The sequence below is a fragment of the Vibrio penaeicida genome (genome assembly GCF_030689305.1).
In the GTDB taxonomy this organism is placed as follows: Bacteria; Pseudomonadota; Gammaproteobacteria; order Enterobacterales; family Vibrionaceae; genus Vibrio; species Vibrio penaeicida_B.
On record NZ_JAUYVM010000003.1, the window covers coordinates 79134 to 105815 of the forward strand.

The 26682-nt window shown below is 45.8% G+C and carries 23 protein-coding genes; 16 read left to right on the forward strand and 7 right to left on the reverse strand.

Features of this window, described 5'->3' with window-relative positions; genetic code table 11:
* Nucleotides 1-21: 21 nt before the first annotated feature.
* From Q8W40_RS06350 to Q8W40_RS06365, 4 genes are all read right to left on the reverse strand, one after another.
* Complete coding sequence (locus tag Q8W40_RS06350) at nt 22-1620, reverse strand: BCCT family transporter (protein ID WP_305396377.1); 1599 nt, start codon at nt 1618-1620, stop codon at nt 22-24.
* 142 nt (nt 1621-1762) lie between these two features.
* Nucleotides 1763-2752, reverse strand: a complete 990-nt coding sequence (locus Q8W40_RS06355) for a membrane dipeptidase (protein ID WP_305396378.1) — start codon at nt 2750-2752, stop codon at nt 1763-1765.
* A 34-nt stretch (nt 2753-2786) separates the two neighbouring features.
* The gene (locus Q8W40_RS06360; RefSeq protein WP_305396379.1) at nt 2787-4241 is read right to left on the reverse strand and encodes an aldehyde dehydrogenase family protein; all 1455 of its coding nucleotides are present in this window, start codon (nt 4239-4241) and stop codon (nt 2787-2789) included.
* Nucleotides 4242-4362: 121 nt separating this feature from the next.
* Nucleotides 4363-4761, reverse strand: coding sequence for a RidA family protein (locus Q8W40_RS06365; RefSeq protein ID WP_305396380.1), 399 nt, complete (start codon nt 4759-4761; stop codon nt 4363-4365).
* Between the two features lie 152 nt (nt 4762-4913).
* On the opposite strand from Q8W40_RS06365, the gene Q8W40_RS06370 reads away from it, so the two are divergent.
* Both Q8W40_RS06370 and Q8W40_RS06375 read left to right on the forward strand, forming a co-directional pair.
* On the forward strand, nt 4914-5813 hold the full coding sequence (locus tag Q8W40_RS06370) for a LysR family transcriptional regulator (RefSeq protein ID WP_305396381.1): 900 nt from the start codon (nt 4914-4916) through the stop codon (nt 5811-5813).
* Nucleotides 5814-5948: 135 nt separating this feature from the next.
* Nucleotides 5949-7304, forward strand: a complete 1356-nt coding sequence (locus Q8W40_RS06375) for an aerolysin family beta-barrel pore-forming toxin (protein WP_305396382.1) — start codon at nt 5949-5951, stop codon at nt 7302-7304.
* 136 nt (nt 7305-7440) lie between these two features.
* Here Q8W40_RS06375 and Q8W40_RS06380 read toward each other — a convergent pair whose 3' ends face one another.
* From Q8W40_RS06380 to Q8W40_RS06390, 3 genes are all read right to left on the reverse strand, one after another.
* Nucleotides 7441-8373: a LysR family transcriptional regulator gene (locus Q8W40_RS06380; RefSeq protein WP_305396383.1), complete on the reverse strand. Its 933-nt coding sequence runs from the start codon at nt 8371-8373 to the stop codon at nt 7441-7443.
* A 380-nt stretch (nt 8374-8753) separates the two neighbouring features.
* Nucleotides 8754-9824: a hypothetical protein gene (locus Q8W40_RS06385; RefSeq protein WP_305396384.1), complete on the reverse strand. Its 1071-nt coding sequence runs from the start codon at nt 9822-9824 to the stop codon at nt 8754-8756.
* A 70-nt stretch (nt 9825-9894) separates the two neighbouring features.
* Nucleotides 9895-12156 (reverse strand): hypothetical protein, encoded by a 2262-nt coding sequence (locus tag Q8W40_RS06390; protein ID WP_305396385.1) that lies wholly within the window; start codon nt 12154-12156, stop codon nt 9895-9897.
* 332 nt (nt 12157-12488) lie between these two features.
* Here Q8W40_RS06390 and Q8W40_RS06395 point away from each other — a divergent pair, with 332 nt between their 5' ends.
* The 14 genes from Q8W40_RS06395 to Q8W40_RS06460 all read left to right on the forward strand — a co-directional run bounded on the left by Q8W40_RS06395 (nt 12489) and on the right by Q8W40_RS06460 (nt 26625).
* Complete coding sequence (locus Q8W40_RS06395) at nt 12489-13310, forward strand: phosphate ABC transporter substrate-binding protein (protein WP_305396386.1); 822 nt, start codon at nt 12489-12491, stop codon at nt 13308-13310.
* Between the two features lie 78 nt (nt 13311-13388).
* The gene (gene pstC, locus Q8W40_RS06400) at nt 13389-14318 is read left to right on the forward strand and encodes a phosphate ABC transporter permease subunit PstC (protein WP_101110312.1); all 930 of its coding nucleotides are present in this window, start codon (nt 13389-13391) and stop codon (nt 14316-14318) included.
* A gap of 2 nt (nt 14319-14320) precedes the next feature.
* Nucleotides 14321-15196: a phosphate ABC transporter permease PstA gene (gene pstA / locus Q8W40_RS06405; RefSeq protein ID WP_101110310.1), complete on the forward strand. Its 876-nt coding sequence runs from the start codon at nt 14321-14323 to the stop codon at nt 15194-15196.
* A 90-nt stretch (nt 15197-15286) separates the two neighbouring features.
* The gene (pstB, locus tag Q8W40_RS06410; RefSeq protein WP_101110309.1) at nt 15287-16036 is read left to right on the forward strand and encodes a phosphate ABC transporter ATP-binding protein PstB; all 750 of its coding nucleotides are present in this window, start codon (nt 15287-15289) and stop codon (nt 16034-16036) included.
* A gap of 161 nt (nt 16037-16197) precedes the next feature.
* Complete coding sequence (locus Q8W40_RS06415) at nt 16198-16644, forward strand: hypothetical protein (RefSeq protein ID WP_305396387.1); 447 nt, start codon at nt 16198-16200, stop codon at nt 16642-16644.
* 154 nt (nt 16645-16798) lie between these two features.
* Nucleotides 16799-18112 (forward strand): TolC family protein, encoded by a 1314-nt coding sequence (locus Q8W40_RS06420; RefSeq protein WP_370693369.1) that lies wholly within the window; start codon nt 16799-16801, stop codon nt 18110-18112.
* 15 nt (nt 18113-18127) lie between these two features.
* Nucleotides 18128-19828 carry an efflux RND transporter periplasmic adaptor subunit gene (locus Q8W40_RS06425; RefSeq protein WP_305396389.1) on the forward strand — a complete coding sequence of 567 codons (1701 nt, stop codon included), beginning with the start codon at nt 18128-18130 and terminating at the stop codon, nt 19826-19828.
* Nucleotides 19829-19830: 2 nt separating this feature from the next.
* Complete coding sequence (locus tag Q8W40_RS06430; RefSeq protein ID WP_305396390.1) at nt 19831-22953, forward strand: efflux RND transporter permease subunit; 3123 nt, start codon at nt 19831-19833, stop codon at nt 22951-22953.
* A gap of 73 nt (nt 22954-23026) precedes the next feature.
* Nucleotides 23027-23542, forward strand: a complete 516-nt coding sequence (gene copI, locus Q8W40_RS06435) for a copper-resistant cuproprotein CopI (RefSeq protein WP_101110283.1) — start codon at nt 23027-23029, stop codon at nt 23540-23542.
* Between the two features lie 152 nt (nt 23543-23694).
* Nucleotides 23695-24072, forward strand: a complete 378-nt coding sequence (locus Q8W40_RS06440; RefSeq protein WP_305396391.1) for a MerR family transcriptional regulator — start codon at nt 23695-23697, stop codon at nt 24070-24072.
* 246 nt (nt 24073-24318) lie between these two features.
* Nucleotides 24319-25131, forward strand: a complete 813-nt coding sequence (locus tag Q8W40_RS06445; RefSeq protein ID WP_305396392.1) for an SDR family NAD(P)-dependent oxidoreductase — start codon at nt 24319-24321, stop codon at nt 25129-25131.
* Nucleotides 25132-25235: 104 nt separating this feature from the next.
* Nucleotides 25236-25727 (forward strand): GNAT family N-acetyltransferase, encoded by a 492-nt coding sequence (locus Q8W40_RS06450; RefSeq protein ID WP_305396393.1) that lies wholly within the window; start codon nt 25236-25238, stop codon nt 25725-25727.
* Between the two features lie 29 nt (nt 25728-25756).
* Complete coding sequence (locus tag Q8W40_RS06455; RefSeq protein WP_305396394.1) at nt 25757-26170, forward strand: GNAT family N-acetyltransferase; 414 nt, start codon at nt 25757-25759, stop codon at nt 26168-26170.
* Nucleotides 26171-26187: 17 nt separating this feature from the next.
* Nucleotides 26188-26625 (forward strand): GNAT family N-acetyltransferase, encoded by a 438-nt coding sequence (locus tag Q8W40_RS06460; RefSeq protein WP_305396395.1) that lies wholly within the window; start codon nt 26188-26190, stop codon nt 26623-26625.
* Nucleotides 26626-26682: the final 57 nt, after the last annotated feature.

Below are 26682 nucleotides of genomic sequence, written 5' to 3' on the forward strand. Positions count from 1 at the left end.
ATTGGACTAGGTCAACAGACCCTAATTTAAGCCTTGTTCTTTAGCTAATTTCATCGCTATTTGCGGCGCATTCCATAGAGAAGGCAGCAAGATAAGCGAAACAGGCACCGCAGTAATCACGATGAACGATTGCAATGCGGATATCCCACCCGAGCCAAGAGAGATAAGAATCAGCGCTGTAACCCCCATCATTACGCCCCAGAAAGTACGAATAATGGCATTGGGTTCGGTTTCTCCGCTGATCACCACACTGATGGTGTAGGTCATGGAGTCACCTGTTGTTACTATGAAAATAGTCGTAAGAATCAAAAACAGGATCGAGACAAGCATTGGCAACGGCAATTGTTGGGTTACGGCCAGTAGTGCTCCGGGAAGGTTAAATCCTTCAAATGCTTTACTGACGGTGCCAGGTTCCGCAATTTCAAATGCCAGACCAGAGCCGCCGACAATCGTGAACCAAAAGAACGTCACCAATGGGGCAATGATGCTGATAGTCGAAATGATTTGACGAATGCTTCGACCACGAGAAATACGCGCGATAAAGATGGCCATCATTGGTCCATAGCCTAAGAACCAGCCCCAGAAGAACACAGTCCACCAGCTTAACCAGCCTTCGTCACCGCGGTATGTTGCCATTGGAATGAAGTTATCCAGCATGGTGCCAACGCCTTGAATGTAGCCATTGAAGATGAAGTTAGTTGGACCAAATAGCAGAATGTAGACCATCAATACACAGGCTAGGATAACGTTGAACCGGCTTAGCATCTGCATACCTCTGTTCAAACCACTGATGGCAGAAAGGGTATAAAGAGCGATGGCGAACATCACAATGATCAGCTGAGTGGTAAAGCCATCTGGGATATCAAACAGAGCATTAAGGGCATAGCTGACTTGTAGGCCTAAGAAACCGATAGGGCCAATGGTTCCAGCAGCAACGGCCACAATACAGCAAGCATCAATGAGCGCCCCGGTTTGACCTTTTAGTGCGCGTTCACCTAAAACAGGGTAAAGCAAAATACGAGGTTTTAACGGCAGCCCTTTGTCGTAATGTAAGTGCATGACAACGATAGAAGTCAAACTGCCCACTATCGCCCAAGCAAGAAAGCCCCAGTGCATAAATGATTGAGAAAGCGCGTTGATCGCCATTTGTTGGGTATTTTCTTGCGCGCCATACAGAGGAGGTGGGCTAACAAAATGTGCTATTGGTTCTGCCGCGGCCCAGAAGACACCGCCACCTGCGAGCAAGGTACAGAAGATGATCGCCATCCAGCGAAAGCCGTTCATTTCTGGTGCAGAGATATTGCCCAAGATGACTTTCCCTGTTCTGCCTGCGGCAAGACCAAGGCCAATCACAAAGGTTAACAGAAGCAGTAATTGCCAATACGGTCCAAATACTTTAACAGACCACGCAAACCCCGTGTTCACGAGTGTAGAGAGCAGTTCTCCATTGAACAAAGCAAGTAGAACGAACAGGGCAATAAAGCCGCCGCTGTACCATAATGCAGGGTTGGTCAGCCCTAACGCATCCGTTGCGCTTTGTGCTGATTTGGTGTTGTCCGATACTGAAGATGTAGGATTAGTAGCTTCAGTATTTTTCATGCTATTGGTTAGATCAGACATGTGCTGACTCCAGAAGTTTTCTTTGCCGTTGCAAAGGTGTATTTAACACCTGCCCTTATTATTGGTTTTGTTAGGCAGGCTGTTCCTTGTTAGGTGATCTTCAGGTTCTATGTGTGGCAAGGCTCTACATATCACAAAGGCTTTATGCGATAGGCTCTAGCCCGCTTTTCAAAAAGTTGAACCAGTTATCACCGATAATTTGTCCTGCCTCGGATTCGTTGAACCCATGACGTAGTAATCCGTTGTAAATGTTTTCCATTCCTTCGCTGCCAGCGAACCACGGCAGTGAGTCTGGCCAGCCCGAATTGCTTGCCGAGCCTTCGCCATAGTCCATGGCTTTTGACCAACGACCGTTACGCATCCACTCCAGCACAGACTGAGGTTGGTTCAGGCATAAGTCTGAACCGATGGCGAGATGTTCAACACCCACCATGTCTGCGGTTTTAGCGATCATTTGGCAGAAGTCCTCTAAGGTGCAATCGCTGCCTTTTGGAAGGTGGAAAGGGTAAAGGCTAAATCCGAGTAGCCCGCCACGTTCAGTGAGCGACTTAATGACATGATCCGATTTATTGCGAAGGGCTTTGTGTGCAAAACTTGGGTTAGCGTGGCTAATGCAAATTGGACGAGAAGACATGTCGATGGCTTCCAGCGTTGAGCGTTCTGCGCTGTGAGACATATCGATGATCATGCCTACTCGGTTCATTTCCTGAATGGCTTGTTTACCAAATCGAGTAATGCCCATGTCGTGTTGCTCGTAGCAGCCTGTCGCCAGCAAACTTTGGTTGTTGTAGGTAAGCTGCATGATCAGCAAACCTTGCCGTTTCATTACTTCGATTAACCCTATCTCATCTTCTATTGGGGAGCAGTTTTGTGCCCCAAAGAAAATACCGACTCTACCCGTGGCTTTTGCTTCTTCCACATCTGCCATGGTGTGAATAGGCATAATGAGATCGGCATTTTGTTCGAATCTCAGGTTCCACTCTGCAAAACGCGTAAGCGTCTCGCGGGTGTTTTCGTGATACACCACAGTGGCGTGCACAGCGGTAATTCCGCTGGCTTTTAGAGTTTGAAAATACTCGCGATTCCAGTTGCAGTACTGCAAGCCATCAATCACTATCCTTTGCTGATACATGCCTATTCCTTCCTAGTTGGTGTTCACGATATGATCAGTAAGGACGCTGGTAAGTTGTCTTCACTACGGTGTAAAACTCTTTGGCGTACTGACCCTGTTCACGTGGACCAAAGCTGGATTCTTTGCGCCCACCAAACGGCACGTGATAATCGGTACCAGCTGTTGGCAGGTTAACCATGACGCATCCCGTTTGTGCTTGCTGCTTGAAAATGGCACTGGTGCGCAGGCTTTGGGTGATGATGCCGCCAGTCAGACCAAAGCGAGTGTCGTTGGTGACGGCAATGGCTTCTTCGAGGTTAGCAACACGAATGACGCTTGCCATTGGCGCAAACACTTCTTCTTGGTTCACTTCCCACTGATTCTGAGTATCCAAGAACAGAGTCGGTGACATGTAGTAACCTTCGTGAGCGAGGTTTAAACGTTCCCCACCAAACGCCAATTCCGCACCACTTTCTCGGGCTTTATCGAGCCATGCGAAGTTGGCGTCCAGCTGATTACCATCGACAACCGGCCCCATAAATACGCCGTCTTCGAGTGCGTGGCCGACTTTCAGCTCGCTCATGCGTTTGATCAGTGCTTCCACGTATTGATCGTGAATACCATCCATAACGACAAGGCGAGAAGATGCGGTACATTTTTGACCAGCACCAGAGAAAGAACCGGCAATAGTGGCATCAACCGCTGTTTGAATATCGGCATCGTCGGCAACCACCAAGGCATTCTTACTGCCCATTTCCAATTGGCTGCGCACAAAGTTGGGTGCGGTTGCAGCAGCAACTTTACGACCGGTTTCAACAGAACCCGTAAAGCTGACCGCGTTAATCTCTTTAGAATTAATCAGAGTGTTACCAACCTTAGAACCACTACCTAGAACCAGGTTGAATGTGCCGACTGGCAATCCTTGGCGGTGAATAATTTCAGTCAGTGCAACGGCACTGGCAGGAGTGAGGTTCGCGGGTTTCCAAATGACGCTGTTGCCAAACGCCAGCGCCGGAGCAATTTTCCAAGCGGCGGTGGCGGTAGGGAAGTTCCATGGAGAAATGATGGCAACCACACCAACCGCTTCACGCGTAACTTCAACAGAGACACCAGGTCGAACAGAATCGGCTGTGTCGCCCATTTGACGAAGAACTTCCGCCGCAAAGTACTGGAAGAACTGCCCAGCGCGGTAGATTTCTCCACGCCCTTCAGCAAAAGGTTTTCCTTCTTCACGAGAAAGCAGCGTACCCAATTCGTCACATCGCGCTATCAACTCATCACCAATCGCTTGCAAGACAGCTTGCTTGCGCTCCATCGGGGCTTTTTCCCACTCTGGCTGCGCGTGTCTTGCTGCGCTGATAGCCTGTTGAGTTTGTTGCTCGCTTGCTTGTGCGAAGGAACCAATGGTATCGGAAATGTCCGATGGGTTGATGTTAGCAACAGTGCTTTCACCTGTATGCCATTCACCACCAATGTAGAGTGCGTTTTCGTAGGGCAATTGAGTCGTCATTGTTGTGTCCTTATCTGTTCTTTGGCTGCTCATCTCTTATTGTTATAGACGTTTTGCAGCGTGTTCGAATATATGTCGTGTTAATTGAGGCTTACGTTATTGGTTGCTGCCTAAAAATAAGCTACTGAGCCTGCGTCGCAGAAGCGTACACAACGAACTCCACCAACATTTCCTCTCTAGCTAAACCTGCTACAACCATGGCTGCGCGGTTAGGGAAGGGAGCGTTAAAGTACTCGGCATAAACACGGTTAACTGTTTGAAGATATTCGCGGTCGGTCACGTAAATCAAAACTTGAAAGACTGAATCCATGGATTCACCAGCGCACTCAAGGGTATGGCTTAAGTTTGCAAAAGTTTGTCGGGTTTGAGCCTCGATACCGCCTTCAACAACCGCACCCGTTTCATCAATGGGAATTTGAGCAGTGTAAAGCGTGCCGTTGCCAACGACTGCCCATTCAAGTGGCGCTTTGGAAGCAAAAAGTTCAGTTTTAATTGGTTGTTTTTTAGGTTGTGTATTCACGTCTCGGTTCCAATATGTAACGAAATTGTTTCTTGATGGTTAAATATTGCCCGTTGACAGGTGATAAATCTAACGGTAAATTTTTTACATTTGATAAATAAAATTTATCACCGTGTTTGGCATCAATCCCAAAAAGGGCTGAGAGAAAAATTATGAATATAAAGCTGCAACAACTGATGCATTTTTCTTTCGTCGTAGAAGAAGGGGGGTTTAGAGCGGCGTCGCATCGAGCGAATCGATCTCAGGCGGCTCTTTCCACTTCTATTAAAGAGTTAGAGCGCACATTAGGGCAACCACTGTTTGAAAGTGGCAATAAGTCTGCGTTGACGCCATTTGGTGAAATTTGTGTCCCTAAAATTTCCCAGTTTCTAAATGTGTACCATGCGCTGGATAACGATTTGCGAGCGGCTGCGGCTGGTCAGCAAGGTCGGGTACGCATTGCCAGTGTACCTTCCGTCGCCGCCAAGCTGATTCCAAGTGTGCTGGCTGCATTTTGTGAACAGTTCCCTAGTGTGGAAGTGAGCTTAGTCGACGATAATGCAGCCGGTGTAGAGTCTCGGTTGATGTCTGGAGAAGTCGATCTCGCTTTGGGTAACTGCTCGCACTTGGAAGAAGAATCCATTGATTTTGTTTCGCTGATTTCAGACCCGATTGGAGTGGTGTGTTTGAAAGACAACCCAATCGCGAGCAAACAAGAAGGCATTGAATGGGAAACTCTCATACAGCAACCATTTATTCGAAACGGCACCTGTACCCTGTTGGAGTCTACGCCGGCTAGAGTGCTAAGTGAACGAGCGCTCTACTCTGTAGAAAACATTACTTCTTTGTTCTCTGTCCTTGAGTTAGGAATAGGTGTGACAACACTTCCAAAATTAGCGTTTCCTACCAATGAAACACGCCTGACTTGGATACCCCTAATCGATCCACCATTACAACGTGAGATAGGGATTTTTAGGTTGTCCGATCGCACTATATCCCCGCAAGCGCAAGCCTTTCACGACCTATGTATCGAGTATCTAAATTACGGTCAGGAAGGTAGGAATGATCTTTAGGTCATAATTTGCACTGATACTGATCAAACTATCAAAAAGCAATTTCTATTTAGGAAAACTCGGTTTTATTCCATTGATATTCACTCTCCAACCTCAATGCATAAGAATGATTTTGCAAACACAAAGGAGATAATAATGGAAAGAAAACCTTTTGCTTTATGTACCTTAGCAGCAAGTATTGCACTTGTTATGGCACCTTCTGTCGCTTTGGCGAGCTCGTCTTCAGACGGTGCGTCAGGCAGTGCAACCCCTACAGTAAATAACAGCCCGCTGCCAGCATTACCTAGCTACCCAAACAAAGCGTATGCCGATGGTGGAAATGTTGAAGCCCTACAATACAACGTCTTTAACGACCCCGATTTCTATAAACCTCTGTCGTACCTTGGACATTATTTAGGCTTTGGTTGGGCTGGTGGTACGAAATCACGCTATATCGGTGAAGATATGGAAGTGAGGCGTATTGATGAAAAGACATACAGCATCAATGCGCGATACAACAGTAATGATCCGCATGCCGATGGCTATTGGGCACACAAGCGCTTAAAAATGAAAGTGAAAGACGTCAAATTGGTGACAAACCCAGCGACATTGGTGTTAGGTGAACCTGAAGTGTACGACCGTGAAGCTTTAGCAACTGTTGATGCAATGGTGTACAACTGCGGAACAACGGAAGACACAGCACCTGTCGATATTGGGTACAACGAAACGACAAGTTGGACAAAAACCGATAACTTCTCGTTTGGTCAATCGCTCAGTGTGACAAACAAATACGAAGTCGGTGTACCACTTATTGGGGGCGCTTCGTCGGAAATCAAAGCCGAATTCAATGCGAGCCAAGGTTGGAGTGAAACGGATGGTAAATCCACCTCAGTTGACCGAAAAGCACAGTACCGAGCGCAAATTCCGGCTATGAACAAGCGCTATATTACGCTCACTTTGTTTAAGCAAAAGGCTGACATTCCCTACAATTCATTTGCTTATCTAAGCTACAACTTAGATTTCGAAGGGTTCCTGCGTTGGGGTGGGAATGCGCGATCTGATCATCCAACCAATCGACCAACCATGACGCAAACCTTTGGAAGCACCATTGGTCTTAATGGTCCTCAAAAAATTGCCGACGAATATAAATATTCCTATATTTCTGGGCGTAGCAACTGGGATTGGCACTGGATGAAGGATGAATTTGGTCAGTCTAACCTTAGCTGGGTGCTAGGTAATGTGGCCAAGCGTAAATATGGTGCGGCGATGTCTGGTAAGTTCACGACTGTCGATGGCAGTCAGTACAACATTACAGCAGGAGCAGCGATTCCATTAACGCAACAAGAGATTTCTACGCTAGCAAATTGTAGCCAACCATCTAATGGTCGTACAGCAAGATTGCGCTCAGCCGGTTCCAATATGGGCTTAGTTGTGGAATCCGTTGAAAGGCTATCTGATGACTATGCGGATGCTAACATCTCTGTTTCTCTAGCGAGTCCATTAACGCAATAGAGAATAAGCCCTTATTCACTGATAGTACTGGCACTATTATTGAGGTTATTTAATGATAGAAGAGTGGTGTTAGACAAAATTATCAATATAAAGTAGAGGGGAATTCCCCTCTATTTTTATATTATAAAAATCTAAATTAAAGTCCATTGATTAATGCTGGTTTGATTATAGGGTTTTCAATAATACAAGATTGACTTGGTATTATTTCTGCCAAATTTTGTTTGAGGAAATCAATTAAAGTTCGGGTAGGTGTCGTTAATAGTTGCCTGTTGGGAAATATTAAGCTGATATCTTGTGGTGGTAATGGTTTGTCTTTTAACAATATAACCATATCACCATTTATAACGTTATCCTTAATATTAAAATAAGGAAGTATAGAGATAGCATTTATCGACTTTATGGCATTAATTGCACATCTGTCTGAATTTACTTTCATAACTACGTTATCTGTTGAAACGTAGTTAGATAAAAAATTCTTATATAATGAAAAGGTTGTCGCTACATTTAAAACGATAGGTAACTGGCTAATATAATGAATGTTATCCCTTTCTTGTTTAGGGACTAAGTTAGAAGGGGCAACAAGTACTCGAGGTATTTGCCCAAGCTTTACAGAGACGACATCTTGTTCGGTCACTTTCCCAATTCGTAAAACCAAGTCATACCCCATACGTGAAATAGACTCTCTTGTATCATTCATACAGATATCCAGATGGATGTCGGGGTACTGATTGATGAACTTTAATAAGATAGGAAAAACAACGTCTTCACCAAAACGTCGCGGCAGCCCAAGCCTAACGGTACCTTTCATCGTGCTTTCTATATTGGGCATCATTAGCTCATTATAGCCATGCAGCAAGTCTCGGGCTTTTTGATAGAAGTCGATTCCTTTATTGGTTAACGATATTTTATTTCCCTTTCTATTTAATAATTGATATCCCACTTCTTTCTCAAGATATTGTACACGTTTACTGACGGTTGATATGGAAACAGAAAGCTGCTCTGCGGCAAGAGAGAAGCTATTGGCATTTACTACGGTAACAAAAGCTTTTATTTTTAGAAATTTATCCATTTTACCAACTTAACGAATAACATGGTTATTTATTGATGAGATGCTGTAAAACTAAATATAGGATTGGTTTTTGTAAGGTTATTAATAATGTTAAATTTTTCGATAAGATTTTATTATAACTTTATTATTTCTATGGAAATGTGATTTTAATTCTAAAATTGTTGTTAATCAGCTCAATTTTATCAATTAACCCATACTTATTTAGATATGACTAAATAAGTATGGGTTAAATCATAGGCCTGTTTTTGATAAAAATACGTAATTATGCTCCGTGCGTGGGGTCATGATCTTATATTATGCTCTGTAGTAATGAACTGAGAAAAGACGATTTGGCATATTGGTCGGTATAACCTTCAAATCATTATGATTTTTATGAGGTATTAAAATGGGACAATAAATCCAATGTTAACCCCATATAGCTCACTTTTTTTTAAATCAAACGGATTAGCAGTGACGGAGAAATTAATGTATCTGTTTTTGTAATTTACACCAATCGCCTCTTCTAATGGAGAGAGGGTCAAGCCATAAACGGCATTTGTATTATGATATTGGTAGCCCAAATTGAATAATGATGCCCCATAGGCATAGAACGCCGTCGCAGATAGCGAATGGCTGGGGTTGTAGGTGTATTTTGCTCGAAAGGTAGTTTTAGATGGTAAGTGTTGTGTGTAGGTTCTGTTTTTTTCAATGCCGGAAATGGTTGGGTCTAACTTAACATGACCGTCCACTACTGTACTGGTGGCAGTTTTTGCAGTGGCAATAGTATACGGAGCACTTTCCCACACAATTTCGCTGTATACATCACGAATCAGTAGTGAGAGTAGCCAATTATCATTAATAGACCAATCTCCACCTATATCTAAGCCAAAACCGTATAAACTGATTGGCTTTGGTGTCGTTCGCCCAAGCAACACATCTTCGGTATAAAAATAAGAAAGATCGAGCTGCCCGCTGTAGCAGTTAGTTTCGCTTTTACAATCTTCCTTTCTTGAAACGTATCCTGATATATTGCCATCCAGAAAAGAATTGGGTTGATAGTAAGAAGCTGCAGCATAAAGGCGGAATTTCTGGGCGGAATATAGGTATGAAAAGCGAATGCCTTCAGAATCAAAATGTGAGGCGTTTAAATCAAGATCATACGTTTTATTAGGCGCTATGTGCGTACCATTTACCGTTGAGCCATAGAAAGGCATCGTGTCTTGGCTAAAGTCTAAAAACCATTCGTATCGTTTGAACAGAGATACAGAGAACTCTTTGTACTGCGCGGACAATGCCACTTCATTAAAGGTGAAAGCATTTTCACTTTCGGAATACTCCGACATGCTTCCTTTCATTAAATCGTACACAGAATTGTTTTCTGCATAAGAAAGAGAACTCAATTGAGTACTCAATTGCCAATTTTCTACAGGCAATTGATACGGGAGAAGTGACAAGAAAACGGTTGTTAGCATGGTAATTTGAACTGTATTGAGAGGTTTAAAAAAGGGGCACGAATGCCCCTGTAGGATTGACTCGGTTACACTAAAAGAGGGATTCAAACGATCCGTCTGTGTAGCGAATGAGCACTAAACCATGTCTGGATTCATCAATAGTACCGACCGTTACATCATTCACTTTAACAATACCCGATTTGTTCTCAATATCGAGTACTGCTTCGACGCTGTTTTCGTTACGAATAACAAGGTTTGGTACTTCCTCGCTATTAACATCGATGCTGCTTTCTAGAATAGTGTCCACACCGTTATAATCGACAGTGAGCGCAATTTCGCCACTTTCATAAGACTCTCTGTGTGCTTCAAGCTTAACCGAAGCCGGCATGGCTTCATTTTGAGCGTCATTCAGTTCTGTTTCGACCTCTATGACGGCGTAAACACGTGTGAAGTTGCTGCTACTCTCATTTTGCGGAGGGCGTGATTGGTTTTGTTCCGTTGAAGTTGTAGAACAATGCCAGTATCCGCAATAACCTCGAGTTATATTAATGTCCGAGATTATGGTTCCTCTGTCGTTAGTGAAACGCAAGTCGAGCAATGCCGATACGCTTTCCTGCTCAATAGATAACTCACCTTCGAGTAAAATACCTATCGCACTAGCATGCTGTAGTACAGTTTCTGTACGAGAATAATTGAAGTCGTAAGAGGTAGGCACCACTTGAGAGCTTTCATACTCTGAGATATTTTGGTCGAGTATATCCTCTAATGACAGCTTGATTTCACCTTTGAAGTCAGAATCAATGTCATTATTGACCAGAGATGATCTGAGAATAAGGTTAAGGTTCTCGATTTGCAGTTGCTCAAGATGCTTTATACTTACGTTTGATGCTCCGTTTGCAAAATCATAAGAATATAATGAGCTAGTATTCGTTAGCCCGTTTAACTCAATTTCCCCTTCTCCGGTCAATGTCGTGCCGTTTGAAGTAGCAGTGATATTGACCTCTAGTTCTACTGCGACACTAGTCGTTTCTGAATGCTCACACTGGTTGGTTTCTGCGTCATACACCGTACAACCAGCAGTCTCAATGATATCGTTATCAACTGAAATTTTGTCTATAGTCGCTGAAATTTCAATACCATCGTAGTCTACATTGAATGTGTTTTCCTGAATTTCGACAACAATCCCATGACTAGAATAATAAGGAGAGCTCACCTCTGAATCTTCAGGTAAATTGGAAATAGCTTGAACAGCTTCCGTTATGGCACTTATCGATTTTCCTACCTCTTTAAGAACGATCTCACTGTCTTCAGTATTCAGAGAGCCAAGTACTTCTAACCGTTCACCGAAGTTTTCTAACCCATTTCTTAGGTTTCCTTCATCTTGCACTGACTCATAGGCAGAGCGAACATCTTGCATAAAGGATTTGGCAGCTAAGATTTCGTTTGCGTGTTCAGAACCGCCGGATTGCACCTCTTCTGGTGGCTCTGTGACATCAATTTTTTGTTTTGCTTGGGTTAGATCCACTCGTTCGTCAGAGCTGGCGTGCTTGTTTGCGTTTGCTTCAATCACGTCAATAAGGTCAGATGATTTGGTTAAAATCTCTTGAACCTTTGAAACATTCACCTTGTTAGCATTTAAATCAATTAGAGATTTTTTCTCTTCATCCGTAACGGTAAGGAGTGCAGCTGAGTATGTGGCGGCAGCTAAGTCTTCTGCATTTGCATTTTTAAGTGCTGATGCGTCAGTTAGGTCTATGCCACCCATACCTAGAATGGATCGTGTTAAACCAAAAGATTGCTGGACAGCCGAATTGGCTCGCAAGCCGATGGTAGTTGTGATAGCACTGGAGCCTGCGATTGAGAACGCCTCTTCAGCGGCAATATCAGTTAGTGATGTAACGTGAACTTTCGCATTGTTGCCTGAAGCCATTGGGATAATGGTTTTTAGGTTCCAGTCATTCGCCACTTCAAATGTATCACCAAACACAATATTCGGAGTAGTTGTATCGTCACAAACTGCAATATCACATTTCATCAATGTTGATGCGTCTTTCTTTGAGACGAAGACCAGTAAAGGTATGCCCGTTGGAGCCCCTGTAAGCAGGTAGGCCCCTTTATCATTTGTTACGGTCTCTTGATAAAAAGCACTTTGCTCTTTGTTACAGCCAGTGCTATCAAAGACATCACAGATTTCAACGGAACCATTCAGGACGATGCCTTTATTTATGACACCTGATAACGCTGTTGTTGATATAGGCAGAACTGGTTTCCCTGTATCTGAAGACGATCCACCACCACATGCCGTTAATATTAAGCCCGATGCAATGGCAACTGCCAATGTGTTTTTTCTCACTTTTCCATTCCTTAGCCAACTTCGATTTTTTAAACCCGCGAACTATGCACGAAATGTTATAGAACTGCGTTGAACTATCTCGCGTTTTTATAAATCAGAGTGAACTATATACTCAACCTACCTCTAGGTGCGGAATTCAGAGCTCTTTCTTCTGTTTCAATTCAAGCCTCTCTATTTATGAAAAACTAACAAAATGGAATGACGAGTCCTTTCCATTGGTAACCTGTCATATAGGGTTCAAACTAGTGAAACATGACTGTCATAAATCCATCCTAAAGTGAGCAGCGTCAAGTGAAACACAACGGCGATGAATGCCACTAAAGGAAATTGTGATGAAAAAAACAGTAATCGGTGCATTAGCTCTACTAGGCACACTAACAGTAAACCCAGTTCTAGCTAAAGAAACTATCTCTGCTGTCGGTTCTAGCAGTGTTACTCCACTGATGGAAGTGTTCTCTGAAACTTACATGAAAGCGAACGGAAACGTCTTCATTGAAGTTCAAGGTCCTGGTTCTTCTGCTGGTGTGAAAGCCGCGAAAAATGGAAGTGCGGATCTAGGTATGTCATCTCGCAACCTAAAAAGTTCTGAAAAAGAGCCAACTCTAAAAGAACTGGTTGTTGCTCGTGATGGTATCGCGGTTGTGGTTAACCCTAAGAATGGTCTAAAGGGGCTAACGGCTGAACAAGTAACAGCTATCTATAAAGGCGAAGTGACTAACTGGAAACAAGTTGGCGGTGCTGACAAGCCTATCGTTGCAATCACTCGTGATACTGCGTCAGGTACGCGTGGTGCATTCGAAGACATCATGAAGCTGAAAAAGAAAATCTCTGGCAAAAAGGTTTCAGCGATTTCTCAACGTGCACAAGTTGCTAACGGCAATGGTGCGCTAAAAACAATGGTAGCAAGTAACCCGTTTGCAATTGGCTACATTTCTTTAGGTACCGTTGATTCTTCGGTTCAAGCTCTTGAAATCGACGGCACACCAGCCACTGTAGATAACGTGAAAAACGGTTCATACAAAGTTGCTCGCCCATTCCTTGTATTGTTTAAACAAGGCAAACCATCAGCAGAAACTCAGAAGTTCCTAGACTGGATGGTGGCTGCTGAAGCGCAATCTCTTGTAGCGAAAAAAGGCTACATCACAGTTAACTAAGCTCCTTTTTAAAATATTTGCTCAGCCCGCGAGGGCTGAGCGTTTTCCATTTCGAACCTTTCGATATGAGTATTTTTTATGACCATCGCGATCAATAGTGAAAAGTCTATGAGTGGCGAAAACGCAGAAAAAAACCGTCCACTGCGTGAGAAAAAGCGCGTAGATTGGAAAGAGCGTATTTTCCATTCTTTATTCCTGAGCAGTGCCGTTATCGGTATCGTCTCTTTAGCAACCATTGCTTACTTCATCGTTGCAGAAAGTATTCCAGCCTTCCAAGAAGCGGGTGTAACCGGCATCGTTTTTGGGCAAGACTGGTTGCCACCGGCACTTTACGGTGTTGCGACCATGATTGTGGCGTCGGTAGTGTCTACCTTCGGCGCGGTTATTGTGGGGGTGCCAATTGGTGTGTTAACCGCCATCTTCATTGCTGAAATTGCACCAAAACGCTTAGCCGATATCATCCGCCCTGCGGTTGAACTGTTAGCGGGTATTCCTTCCGTGGTATACGGATTCTTCGGGTTGGTTATCATTGTTCCACTGATTCAGCAGATCTTTAATGTTCCGGCAGGTAACACGATTTTAGCTGGGATCATCGTATTGGGTGTGATGATTTTACCCACTGTGATCACCGTATCCGAAACCTCTATCCGCGCGGTTCCGAGAACCTACAAAGAAGGCTCTTTGGCTCTGGGTGCATCAAAAATCTATACCATTTTTAAGTTGCTTGTTCCTGCTGCGCGCTCGGGAATTATGACTGGCGTAATTCTAGGTATTGCCCGTGCATTGGGTGAAACTATGGCCATTATTATGGTGATGGGGAATGCCCCTGCGATGCCTGAAGGCATTTTGGATTCCGCACGTACATTAACCGCGAACATCGCTATCGAAATGTCGTACGCAAGTGGTGTTCACGCTAGCGCACTCTACGCGACAGGCGTGGTATTGCTGGTATTCATCATGAGTTTGAATGCCGTTCTTCTGTACCTAAACCGTGAGAAGGCGAAGTAATCATGAGCAATAACACTCAAGTAAGTAAGTTGAAAAAAGCACGTAACTTTAAAGACGGCATGCTAAACGCCTTTGTTTGGATTTCCGCAGCGTTAACAGTTGGCTTTCTGTTTTGGATTATCTGGTACATCTTGTCCAACGGGTTGAAACACGTTGATTGGGCATTCGTCACCGATAACTATACACGCACTGGGGATGAACAAGGTATCTTCCCCATGATTGTCTCGACAATCTACATGGTTATCGCGTCCATCGCGGTGGCTGCGCCGCTCGGTATTATGACGGCCATCTACCTGACGGAATACGCCAAAGTAGGCAGCAAGCTCGTAAAGATCATCCGTTTCTGTACTGAATCACTGGCGGGAATACCTTCCATCATATTTGGCCTGTTCGGTATGACATTCTTTGTTGCCATATTAGGGCTCGGGTTCTCGATTCTATCGGGTGCGTTAACACTGAGTATCCTTATACTTCCTGTCATCATCCGTACGACAGAAGAAGCCCTAATGGCGGTTCCACAAACGTTCCGCGAAGGCTCTTACGGTCTTGGCGCTTCTAAAATCTACACTATCTGGCGCTTAATATTGCCAAGCGCAATGCCAGGTATTTTAACCTCGGTCATTCTTAGTATTGGTCGTGTCATTGGTGAATCCGCTCCTGTTTTCCTAACAGCGGGCATGGTTGCGCGTATTCCAGATTCTTTGTTGGATTCTGGTCGAACGCTAACCGTTCACCTTTATAAGCTGACAACCGAGCTGTTCACTGTTGAAGAGTGGAACCAAGCCTACGGTACAGCCACCGTTCTTATCGTCGTTGTCTTGTTGATCAATATGATCACCAAATTTATCGCAAGACGCTTTAATACCGCGACGTACTGATATTTCAACGTATTAGCACCGCGACGTACAAATACAGAACCTTTTGCTTAAGCGAAATGACACAGATTTAAAGAATTAAGAGAGTAAGTAATGAATAAGTTTGATATTGAGAATCTAGACCTATTTTACGGCAGTAACCAAGCCCTTAAGAGCATCAATCTGCCTATCCCTTCTCGTCAGGTGACCGCATTGATTGGTCCGTCGGGTTGTGGAAAGTCCACGCTTCTACGCTGTTTAAACCGCATGAACGATCTGATCGAAGGGGTGAAGATTACGGGTAAGCTCGATATGGACGGCGAGAACATCTACGGCAATATCGATGTGTCTGACTTGCGTATCAAAGTTGGTATGGTGTTCCAAAAACCGAACCCATTCCCAATGAGCATTTACGAAAATGTGGCATACGGATTACGCGCTCAAGGCGTGAAAGACAAAAAACACATCGATTCTGTTGTCGAGAAATCACTTCGCGGTGCGGCATTGTGGGACGAAGTAAAAGATCGTTTGAAATCTCATGCATTTGGGTTGTCAGGTGGTCAGCAGCAACGTCTATGTATTGCTCGAACCATTGCCATGGAACCAGATGTGATCTTGATGGACGAACCGACTTCTGCACTGGACCCGATTGCTACACACAAAATCGAAGAGCTGATGGAATCGCTAAAGAAAGATTACACCATCGTTATCGTCACGCACTCAATGCAGCAAGCTCGCCGTATTTCAGATCGAACCGCTTTCTTCTTGATGGGCGAATTGGTTGAACACGATGATACGCCAGTCATCTTCAGCCAGCCAAAAGACGACCGCACACAAGGCTACGTTAACGGCGACTTTGGTTAACAAACTGGCTGATAAAAAACGCTTTTACTGGCATAGACTTATAACTATAAGCGATGGTACTTCTTGCCCCTCTACTGGAGGGGCTTTTTTTGTTACGAGCCCTTGACCTTCCCCCTAGGGTAAGGTTTAGAGTCGGGGTGCGATTGACTTAAAGGTGCGCTATGAACAGACGAATAAAAACAACCTGGATTACAATGCTCAGCATTGTTGCCTTGTTGTTTTCAGGGTTTGTTACCAGTGCCCCCATTATGATGATGACAATGGCAGAACATCAGATTGAAAGCAACGTTTCTCCCTGTCATACCAGCTCCTCTCCTACCGCAGACAATCAATCTGCTCACAAATCGCATTCCCCAGATAGACCCATCCATTCATTGATGGTGGATAGTGGCAAAAACAACGCGTCAGACGCTTGTTCTTCCGCGTCCCATGAAGGACATACCTGTTGTGCTGCTGTGTGTGGTGTCACTTTTGTGCCTTTGCTTACTCGTAGCTCGATGAATGTGGCAGACTTTGCCCTTGCCCCAATCGCTTCCATCACTATCGGTGATGTACTTTCTCGTACTCAATCCCTTTTCCGACCCCCAATCACTGAATCCATTTTCTGATTTCACCGCTTCTGAATGAAGCCCGATTTATTGGCGTATTGCGCCCAGATTTTGGATATACACAGTGACAATACAATTTAGAAAGCTCGCACTGGTTGTTGGTGTTAGCTTGGCTGCAACGCCTTTGTGGGTGGGTGCTTCCGAGTCTTCATCGATAACGCCCAAGCAAGCTGGATCGACTCAAGTGGAACGTTATGAACCCTTGATGCAATTGATTCATGCCGCCATAGAACAAGACGCTGCCAGAAAGCAGTTCTACGCTCAGTCCGTTGCCATGCGCGAGATGGGCGAGGCCAGCGCCACCTTGATGGACCCAAAAGTCAAAGTCGGATTTGGCGGTTTGCCCATCGACAGTTTTCAGTTTGATCAAGACCCGATGACCAACATGTCGGTTGGGGTCATGCAGCAATTTGAGCGTGGTTCAACCCTAGAGCTCAACCAGAAAAAAGCCAATCAGCAGGCACAGGGTGTGAACCTTAAGGTCAAAGCCAGAGAGCTGAACATTGCCAACAGCATGACCACTCTTTGGCTAGAGCTTGGGTATCAGCAGGTATCGAAGCAAATCCTGCGAGAGAAAAAACGCCTAATGACGGAGCTGGAAAGCTTTGTCAAAACCAACTATTCCAACGGTAAAAGCGAAGCTCAGGACTGGTTAGACGCCCAGCTTCAAGTCGCTAAGCTGGATGAAAAGCTTGAAGCTAATCAGCAAATGCAGCGTCGCCTGATAGCTCAGATGTCCGAGTGGCTGGGTGCAGACTGGCTGGACAGTTTCGCTTCTTCGCAGCGTAAACTGGAGGCGTCTAATCAGCGTAACTGGTTAAAACTGGAGCGCGTACTTGCTTCAACGCCTGACGCCACCAGGCATTACACTTCGCTGCGATTGCACCCAATGGTAAAAATGGCAGACAGCCAGATTCAGGTCAGCAAAACGCAGGTGGACATTGCCGAACAGGCGTATACGCCGCAGTTTGGTATCGAGGTGATGTACGCTAACAGACAAGCCAACAATATGCGCGGCGAGCCAGCGTCCGATCTGGTCAGCGCGTACCTCACTTTAGACATTCCGCTGTTTACTGAAAACCGACAAGACAAAAACAAGTCTGCCGCTCAATATCAGGTTGGAGCGGCGCAGCTTCAAAGAGACACCTTACTTCAGCAAATGAACGCCAAGGTGAACACCCTTCTGAGTGACCGAATCAATCTGCAACAGCGATTGGCGCGTTACCAATCTTCCCTTATGCCTCAAATCAACGCGCGGATCCGTGCGGTAGAGCGGGGCTATCAGAACAACACCGCGCAGTTCAGCGATGTGATAGCGGCATCCAACGATGAGTTGGCATTGCAACTGGAACAACAACGTCTTGTCACCGACCTGAATGTGGTGAACAGCAATCTCGCGGCTCTGCTCAGCGCTTTTGAGTTTCAGGTCGACTCGCCTGATCTCACGCACACCTATCGCTCAAATTAATAAGGGAAACAACAAATGAAAACACTGCAAGTTGCCGTCGTTGCACTTTTAGTTGGCGGAGCCCTAGGGTATGGGGTGAATCATTACGTCGCAGATGAAAACCACAGCATGGGTGCTGTCGCCAGCCCAGCCGCCAGCTCTGATGAGCCATTGTATTGGGTCGCGCCGATGGACCCGAATTACCAACGAGATAAACCGGGCAAATCGCCAATGGGGATGGACCTTGTTCCCGTTTATGCAGAAGACTTGAATGGTGATAACGATCAGCCAGGCACGGTCAAGATTGATCCATCGGTCGAAAACAATCTCGGGGTGAAAACCGCCTCGGTCAGTCGCGAGCCGTTGTCACCATCAATCGAAACCGTAGGTTATATCGCCTTTGATGAGAGCAAGCTCTGGCAAACCAATGTGCGTGTCGCTGGTTGGGTAGAAAAGCTGTTCATTAACGCCGTGGGGGAGAGAGTTAACGAGGGAGACGTACTGTTCACCCTGTATTCACCTGAACTGGTTAAAGCGCAGGAAGAACTGATCAGTGCTTACCAGACGGGGCGAAAGGGCTTAGTGAAAGGGGCGACCGAACGCCTGCTGACGCTGGGTGTCGATCGCAGCCAGATCCGCACCCTTACCCGCCGCGGTCGAGCGTCGCAAACCATCGAAATCAAAGCACCAGCGGATGGTGTGATTGCCAGCCTGAACATTCGTGAGGGTGGGTATTTATCGCCTTCTCAGGCGGTGATCAGTGCCGGACCGCTCGACAACGTGTGGGTTGATGCTGAAGTGTTTGAGCGTCAGGCACACTGGGTGAATACAGGCAGCAACGCGAAGATGACCCTGGATTCTGTTCCGGGTAATGAGTGGCAGGGCGAAGTGGACTACATCTACCCGATTCTTGACCCTAAAACCCGCACGCTTCGTGTCCGACTGAAATTTCCCAATCCTCAGGGGGATTTGAAGCCCAACATGTTCGCCAATATCACCTTGCAACCTATCAGCGAAGAATCGGTGCTGACAATTCCTAAATCGTCGGTGATTCGATCTGGTGGCATGACACGAGTGGTACTTGCGGTAGGAAACGGGAAGTATCGCTCTGCTCGCATTGAGGTAGGGCGTGAAGCGGGAGAAAAAGTGGAAGTGCTGCAAGGGCTGAAGCCGGAAGACAGAATCGTTACGTCTGCTCATTTCATGCTGGATTCTGAATCGAGCCAAACTGCCGATCTGGCGCGCATAAACGGAGTGGAGGCAGATACCGAGACCGTTTGGGCGAAAGGGGAAATCACCGATGTCATGGAAGGACACCGGATGCTGACCATCAATCATCAGCCTGTACCGGAGTGGAACTGGCCAGGCATGGTAATGAATTTCACCTTTGCTGAAAACGTGGAAATGAAGGAGCTTGGCAAAGGGCAAGCCATCGATTTTGAAATGCAGAAAACCGAGTCCGGTCAATACGAAATTGTGGACTACAAAGTGGGTGAAAGCGTGCTTGCGGCAGAAGTGTGGATAACCGGAGAAGTAAACACACTTATGGCAGAATTCGGCATGATCACCCTAAGTCACTCACCTGTTTTAGAGTGGGGCTGGGAAGAAGGAGAGATGAACTTCACGGTCGAGGAGGACCTTGACCTTTCGCCCTTTCAGGAAACTCAAAAAGTTCGATTTCTAGTTGAAAAGCAAGGCAGCGAATATCGACTTAAGCAAATAGAAGCTGAGGGCTGAGTATGATAAATGCAATCATTCGTTGGTCCATCAGTAACCGTTTTTTGGTGCTAATTTCTACTTTAGCTTTGGTGCTTGGTGGACTTTACAGCGTTAAAAATACGCCTGTGGATGCGATTCCCGATTTGTCGGATGTTCAGGTGATCATCAAAACCAGCTATCCCGGACAAGCGCCACAAGTGGTGGAAGATCAAGTGACCTATCCGCTGACAACCGCCATGTTAGCGGTACCGGGCGCGGAAACCGTGCGTGGTTATTCCTTCTTTGGGGATTCGTACGTTTACATCATCTTCAATGACAATACCGACATGTACTGGGCACGTTCGCGAGTGCTGGAATACCTTAGCCAAGTGGCGCCTAACTTACCGTCCAATGCAAAACCAACATTAGGACCAGACGCAACGGGAGTCGGTTGGGTTTACAGTTATGTACTGCAAGACAAAACTGGGCAGCACGATCTGGCGCAATTACGCAGCCTGCAAGATTGGTTTTTGAAATACGAATTGCAAACTGTAGAGGGAGTATCAGAAGTCGCCACGGTAGGCGGTATGGTTAAGCAATACCAAGTCCAGATCGATCCCGCCAAGCTACGTGCCTACAACCTGACTTTACAGCAGGTGAATATGGCGATTCAAAATGGCAATCAGGAGTCGGGCGCATCGGTGATTGAGGTAGCCGAAGCCGAGCATATGGTGCGTACAACGGGCTATCTAAGCGGCATTGACGATATCAAATCGCTGCCATTAAAGGTGACTGAAAAAGGGACACCACTGCTATTAGGAGACATTGCAGACATTAATCTAGGACCCCAAATGCGACGGGGTATTTCAGAACTCAATGGTGAGGGTGAAGCGGCTGGTGGCGTCATTGTGATGCGTTTTGGTGAAAATGCCAGTGAAGTGATTGCCAATGTGAAAACCAAGCTCGCAGAACTGCAACGCAGCCTGCCTGATGGTGTCGAGATAGTCGCAACATACGATCGTTCCACCCTAATCAATGCTGCCGTTGAAAACCTTTGGAAGAAGCTGGCGGAAGAGTTCATCGTTGTGGCGATTGTGTGTGCCTTGTTCCTGTTCCACATCCGTTCTTCTTTGGTTATCGCGTTGAGTTTGCCCGTTGGGATACTGGCTGCGTTTATGGTCATGCATTGGCAGGGTATCAACGCCAACATCATGTCGCTTGGGGGAATCGCGATTGCTATTGGTGCCATGGTGGATGGGGCCATCGTCATGATCGAGAACGTGCACAAGCACATTGAGCGCACGCCCCTGACCGACAAGAACCGATGGCAGGTAATTGGTAAAGCGGCGGAAGAGGTGGGCGCGCCACTGTTCTTCTCGCTACTCATCATCACATTGAGCTTCGTTCCTGTGTTCGCTTTAGAAGGTCAAGAAGGGAAAATGTTCTCGCCCCTCGCGTTCACCAAAACTTACGCCATGGCTGCATCAGCAGGGTTGGCGATTACACTTGTGCCTGTTTTGATGGGGTATTTCGTTCGAGGAAAGATCCTGTCTGAACACAAGAACCCTATCAACAAGGGGTTGGTGGCGTTGTATAAACCGCTGTTGAGTGTCAGCCTGCGTTTTCCCAAAACCATGATCGTCTTAGCGCTTGGTTTAATGGCTTCTGCCTATTACCCAACCAGTAAATTGGGCAGCGAGTTTATTCCCCCATTGGATGAAGGCGATTTGATGTACATGCCGACGACCTATCCCGGCATTTCAATTGGTAAAGCGCGAGAGATATTGCAGCAAACCAACAAGCTGATCAAAACCGTGCCTGAAGTGCACACTGTATGGGGCAAGATTGGGCGAGCTGAAACCGCCACCGATCCTGCACCGCTTACCATGATCGAAACCGTGATTCAGTTTAAACCCAAGTCTGAATGGCGTGCTGGGGTGACAAGCGAATCACTGCGGAAAGAGCTGGATAATCTGGTTCAATTCCCCGGCTTAACCAACGCGTGGGTTATGCCAATCAAAACCCGTATCGACATGCTGGCGACGGGCATTAAAACCCCGATCGGCATCAAGATAGCGGGCCCTGATCTTAAGGTGATCGAAACCATTGGTGCACAGCTTGAACCGATTCTGAATGGAATTAACGGTACGGCTTCCGTCTACGCTGAACGCGTAGCAGGCGGTCGGTATGTCACCATCGACATCAAGCGCCGCTCGGCTGCCCGATATGGCTTGAGCATTAAAGACGTTCAGCAAGTGATCTCGACGGCGGTCGGGGGCATGAACGTGGGTGAAACCATCGAAGGGTTGGAGCGCTATCCGATCAATGTTCGATACCCACAGGAGTATCGTGATTCTGTAGTGATGTTGGAAAACCTGCCTTTGGTAACACCAAGCGGTGCGCGTATTGCCCTCGCCGATGTTGCCGACATTCGTTATGAAGACGGCCCCCCGATGATCAAAACAGAAAACGCTCGTCCGAACGGCTGGGTGTTTGTCGACATCGAAGGTCGCGATCTGGGCTCTTATGTAGCTGAAGCGCAGCAAGTTGTGGCTAGCGAGTTGTCGCTTCCTGCCGGGTATTCGCTGGCTTGGTCGGGGCAATACGAGTACATGGAGCGAGCGAAAGAACGCTTGAGTGTCGTCGTACCTATCACCATTGCCATCATTATGCTGCTGCTCTATTTCAGCTTCCGACGTGTCGGAGAGGTGCTGATCATCATGCTGACGTTGCCGCTCGCCATGGTCGGCGGTTTATGGCTGATGCATTACCTTGGCTACAACTTCTCCATTGCGGTTGGGGTTGGGTTTATCGCTCTGGCAGGTGTGGCGGTTGAGATTGGGGTCATCATGCTGGTTTACCTCAATCAAGCGTGGCATTACAAAAAGCTCGATGCAGCAGAAACCGGAACACCATTAAGCAAAGATGACCTGACCAACGCCATTCGTGAAGGGGCAGGGCTGCGTGTTCGCCCAGTCATGATGACGGTTCTGACGGTGATTATTGGTTTGATACCGATCATGTATGGGGATGGCACCGGCTCGGAAGTGATGCAGCGCATTGCCGCCCCAATGATTGGCGGAATGGCATCGGCATTATTGCTCACGTTATTGGTTTTGCCCGCTATCTTTAAGTTATGGAAGCAAAACGAACTTCGCAAGTAATCCAAATTCAGGGTTACTTGTGGGTAATCCTGAATTCAAATTCAAATTCAATTCGAAATAGAAGGAAATTCAGATGAAAAAATCAATCATTGCATTGGCTCTAAGTATGGTTGCGTCGGGCGCTATCGCCGCAGGTATGGACCATTCGAAAATGGATCACAGCAAGATGGACCATTCAAAAATGGATCATTCCAATATGATGAACATGGAAGGCATGTCCGATGTGGGGATGCCCGCCAAAGGCGCGAAGCCAGACAAGGTGGTACACGTTATTTTAAGCGACGACATGACCATCAAGTTTAAAAAAGAGGTGAATATTGAACCTAATGATGTGGTTCAGTTTGTGGTGATCAACACTGGAAAAATCGATCATGAATTTGCGATTGGTTCAGTAGCCGAGCAGAAATCGCACCGTGAAATGATGAAAAAGAAGGGGCATCATAATCATGATTCTGGGAGCGTTGTTACCGTTAAGCCCGGCAAAGCGAAACAATTGACGTGGCACTTTCATGGCGATTCCAACATTGAATTTGCCTGCAATATTGCAGGGCACTACGAAGCAGGCATGGTGAAGTCGATTCAAATCTAAGCAGACTTCAGTAACCAATAGATGATGAAACTCGGGCGGTATTCGTATCGCCCGAGTTTTTCTAATTTACATTGTAAATCCCTCCAATATTTAGAGACTGTTTAGTCTGGTTTCCTTACACTCTAACAACACATCAGGGAGGAGAAAGCACCATGTATATTGGAGAGTTATCGAAAAAAACTGGAGTCAGCGTTAAAGCGATTCGACATTATGAAGACATTGCGTTAATCAAATCGCCCCAACGCGATGGCAAATACCGAGTTTACGACGACAGTTATGTTCAAGTGCTAGGCATGATAAAAGCTGCAAAGGGGCTAGGGTTTACTTTGGAGGAGCTTCGAACCATAGCGAAAGCCAAATCACAGGAAGGCTTGGTGCCGATGGACTTACTGAAAGCCGAACTGCAAAAAAAGCGCACCAACATTCTCATCAAGAAAGCGGAATTGGAAAAAAGACTTAAGGAAATGGATGAGCTGGAAATCAGCGTTCAACATTACAATCAGTGCCTATTGGAAAATATTAATCAATAATTTCTTAGTAAATAACCTGAACTCGGGATAAGAGGTTAGCTAGCCCATTAAAATAATAAAACATTTTTATTGAGGCATTCTAATGAGAAATTTTCACTTAAGACAAGGCGAAGCCACGAACCAATAACAGGTTATTGGGAGAGGATTCAACGCAGTAATAAGTGAAAAGAGCCATTAGAAAGCAAGTTGTTATCCCGAGTTCAGGTTAAATAGGTGTTGACTCTCCCCTATACGGGAGACTTTAGGATGAAGACCTCAACAGACAAAACAGAGGTCAACATTATGAAAACGGCATTTATCACAGGCGCAACATCTGGCATTGGTTTCGAATTTGCAAAGTCTCTTTCTGAGCAAGGCTACAGACTGATCGTTCACGGACGCAACCCTAAGAAATTGGCAGAACTCGAACGCCAAATTGAAGGCGTCAGCCAAACCATTTGCGCTGACCTGTCCGATCCGGCTACGCATGCTCAGGTGATTCAGCAGCTCGAAGCCTATTCCAGCCCCATCGACGTTGCCATTAATAATGCAGGTTACGGATTGTATGGTGCGCATATCGAGCACACGTCGGCACAAATACAGCAAATGGTGTCGGTCAACGTGTTAGCACTGACTTCCTTGAGTGAATACTTTGCCAGACGAATGGAAAAACAAGGCAAAGGATACCTAATGAATGTGGCGTCCACCGCTGCTTACCAACCACAGCCTTATATGGCAGCGTATGCAGCCAGCAAAGCGTATGTCGCCAGCTTTACTGAAGCCTTAGCCGTAGAAATGAAAGGCAAAGGTGTGAACATCACTTGTTTGTCACCGGGGCGAACAGATACAGGCTTCTTTACTTTCGATGGCAAAGACGAGTCGAGCTCAGGTACGGGGACATTTGCGGCAAAATACCGAGTCAGCCCAGCGAAAGTTGCACAGAAAGGGTTGGATGCTTTGTTCAAGGGGCGTTTTAGAGAGATTCCGTTTCTTGACAATAAGTTCTACGTTTTCCTGAATCGAATTCTGTCTAAAGATGGGATGCTGAAAATGTACAGCAGCGCGATGAAGAATGTATAAAATCAAAGCTATTTGATGCCACTGTTTATGAGTATATTGGAGAGGATGGAAACGGTTTTATTCAAGTTTCCCTTCCTTCCTCTAATTCAGGAGTTTGAAGCAGTATGGAAAAATTAAGTTGTGCACTTGTCCCTTTTACGGAAGGTGACTTTGAGCATCTGATTGATTGGATAGTGTCAGAAGAGCTGACTTACCTTTGGGCTGGTCCCACTTTTCAATATCCACTTACCCGTGATCAACTGGACAAGCACTGCCAGCAACCGGAAGTTATCCCTTTCTTGATCAAATATGATGATCAGGCAGCCGGTTTTGTTGAACTCAACCGACAATCAGAAACGCACTGCCGCATATGTTTGGTGTTTGTTTCAGATTCGTTCCGCGGCAAAGGCATTTCAAAAACTATCCTGACAACGCTTGCCGATGTGGCTAAACATGATTACGGCTGTAACAAACTCAGCCTTGCAGTATTCAGCCACAACCAAAGGGCAAAAAAGGTGTATCAGTCGCTTGGGTTTAAAACCGTTTCGATTGAAAAAGAAGCCATGCACTTCAAAGAAAATGTCTGGGATCTAGAACGAATGGAAAAGCTATTATAGTATTGTTTTTTTTAATTATTGGCGAGTTTATGAGTATTAAATCCTTTGAAAAAGCGCCGACTCCCGAAGAGTTTGTTGCCATGAGAATCACCGCAGGTTTATCGGCAAAGTCACTGGAAGCAGCGAAAATTGGTTTACCCAATTCACTCTATGCGTTCTCGATTAGAGACGAAGGCAAACTTATTGGAATGGGGCGAGTCGTCGGTGATGGAGCATGCAACTTTGAAGTGGTGGATGTCGCGGTCGACCCAAGCTATCAAGGGAAAGGGTTGGGCAGAACCATCATGGAACATATCGATGCTTATATCGCTTCTGTGGCGCTTGAAGGTTCGTATGTTTCGATGATTGCTGACGAGCCGGAGTTCTACCAAAAATTAGGTTACAGGTTGGTGTCGCCAAATAGCCATGGAATGACCAAGAAGTTCCACCCCAAAACATCATAAATGTACAAAGGAATCTTATGTCTGTTGAATTTTCACCGACGGAAGACGCAAGCTTTGCCGAGAAGCTGACGAAAACAAACATGGCTCGTTATTACGAGAAACGTGGTATCGAATGGAATCACGAGATGTTTACTCAAAGTTGGGATACCTTTGAAAACTTTGATATTTACCAGTCAGGCAAACGTGTTGGCGTAATTCGATTTACATACGAAACCGATACAACCTACCTACGAGACTTCCAGATAGAGGCTGAATACCAAGGTAAAGGCATCGGTGCTCAAAGTTTAACCTTAGCCATTGAGCATGCAAAGCATCGTGGGTCGTCTTATCTGCGCCTACGTGTATTCAGTGAAAATCCGGCTATTAGTTTGTACCAAAAGCTGGGCTTTGTTGCTATTTCAGAAGAAAGTGAATTAATGACAATGGAGCTTGCACCTTCTGAATGGACGCTTTGAGACGAATCACCACAGCAAATGATATTCCAGTATTAGCCGATATGACTTTCTGAACCG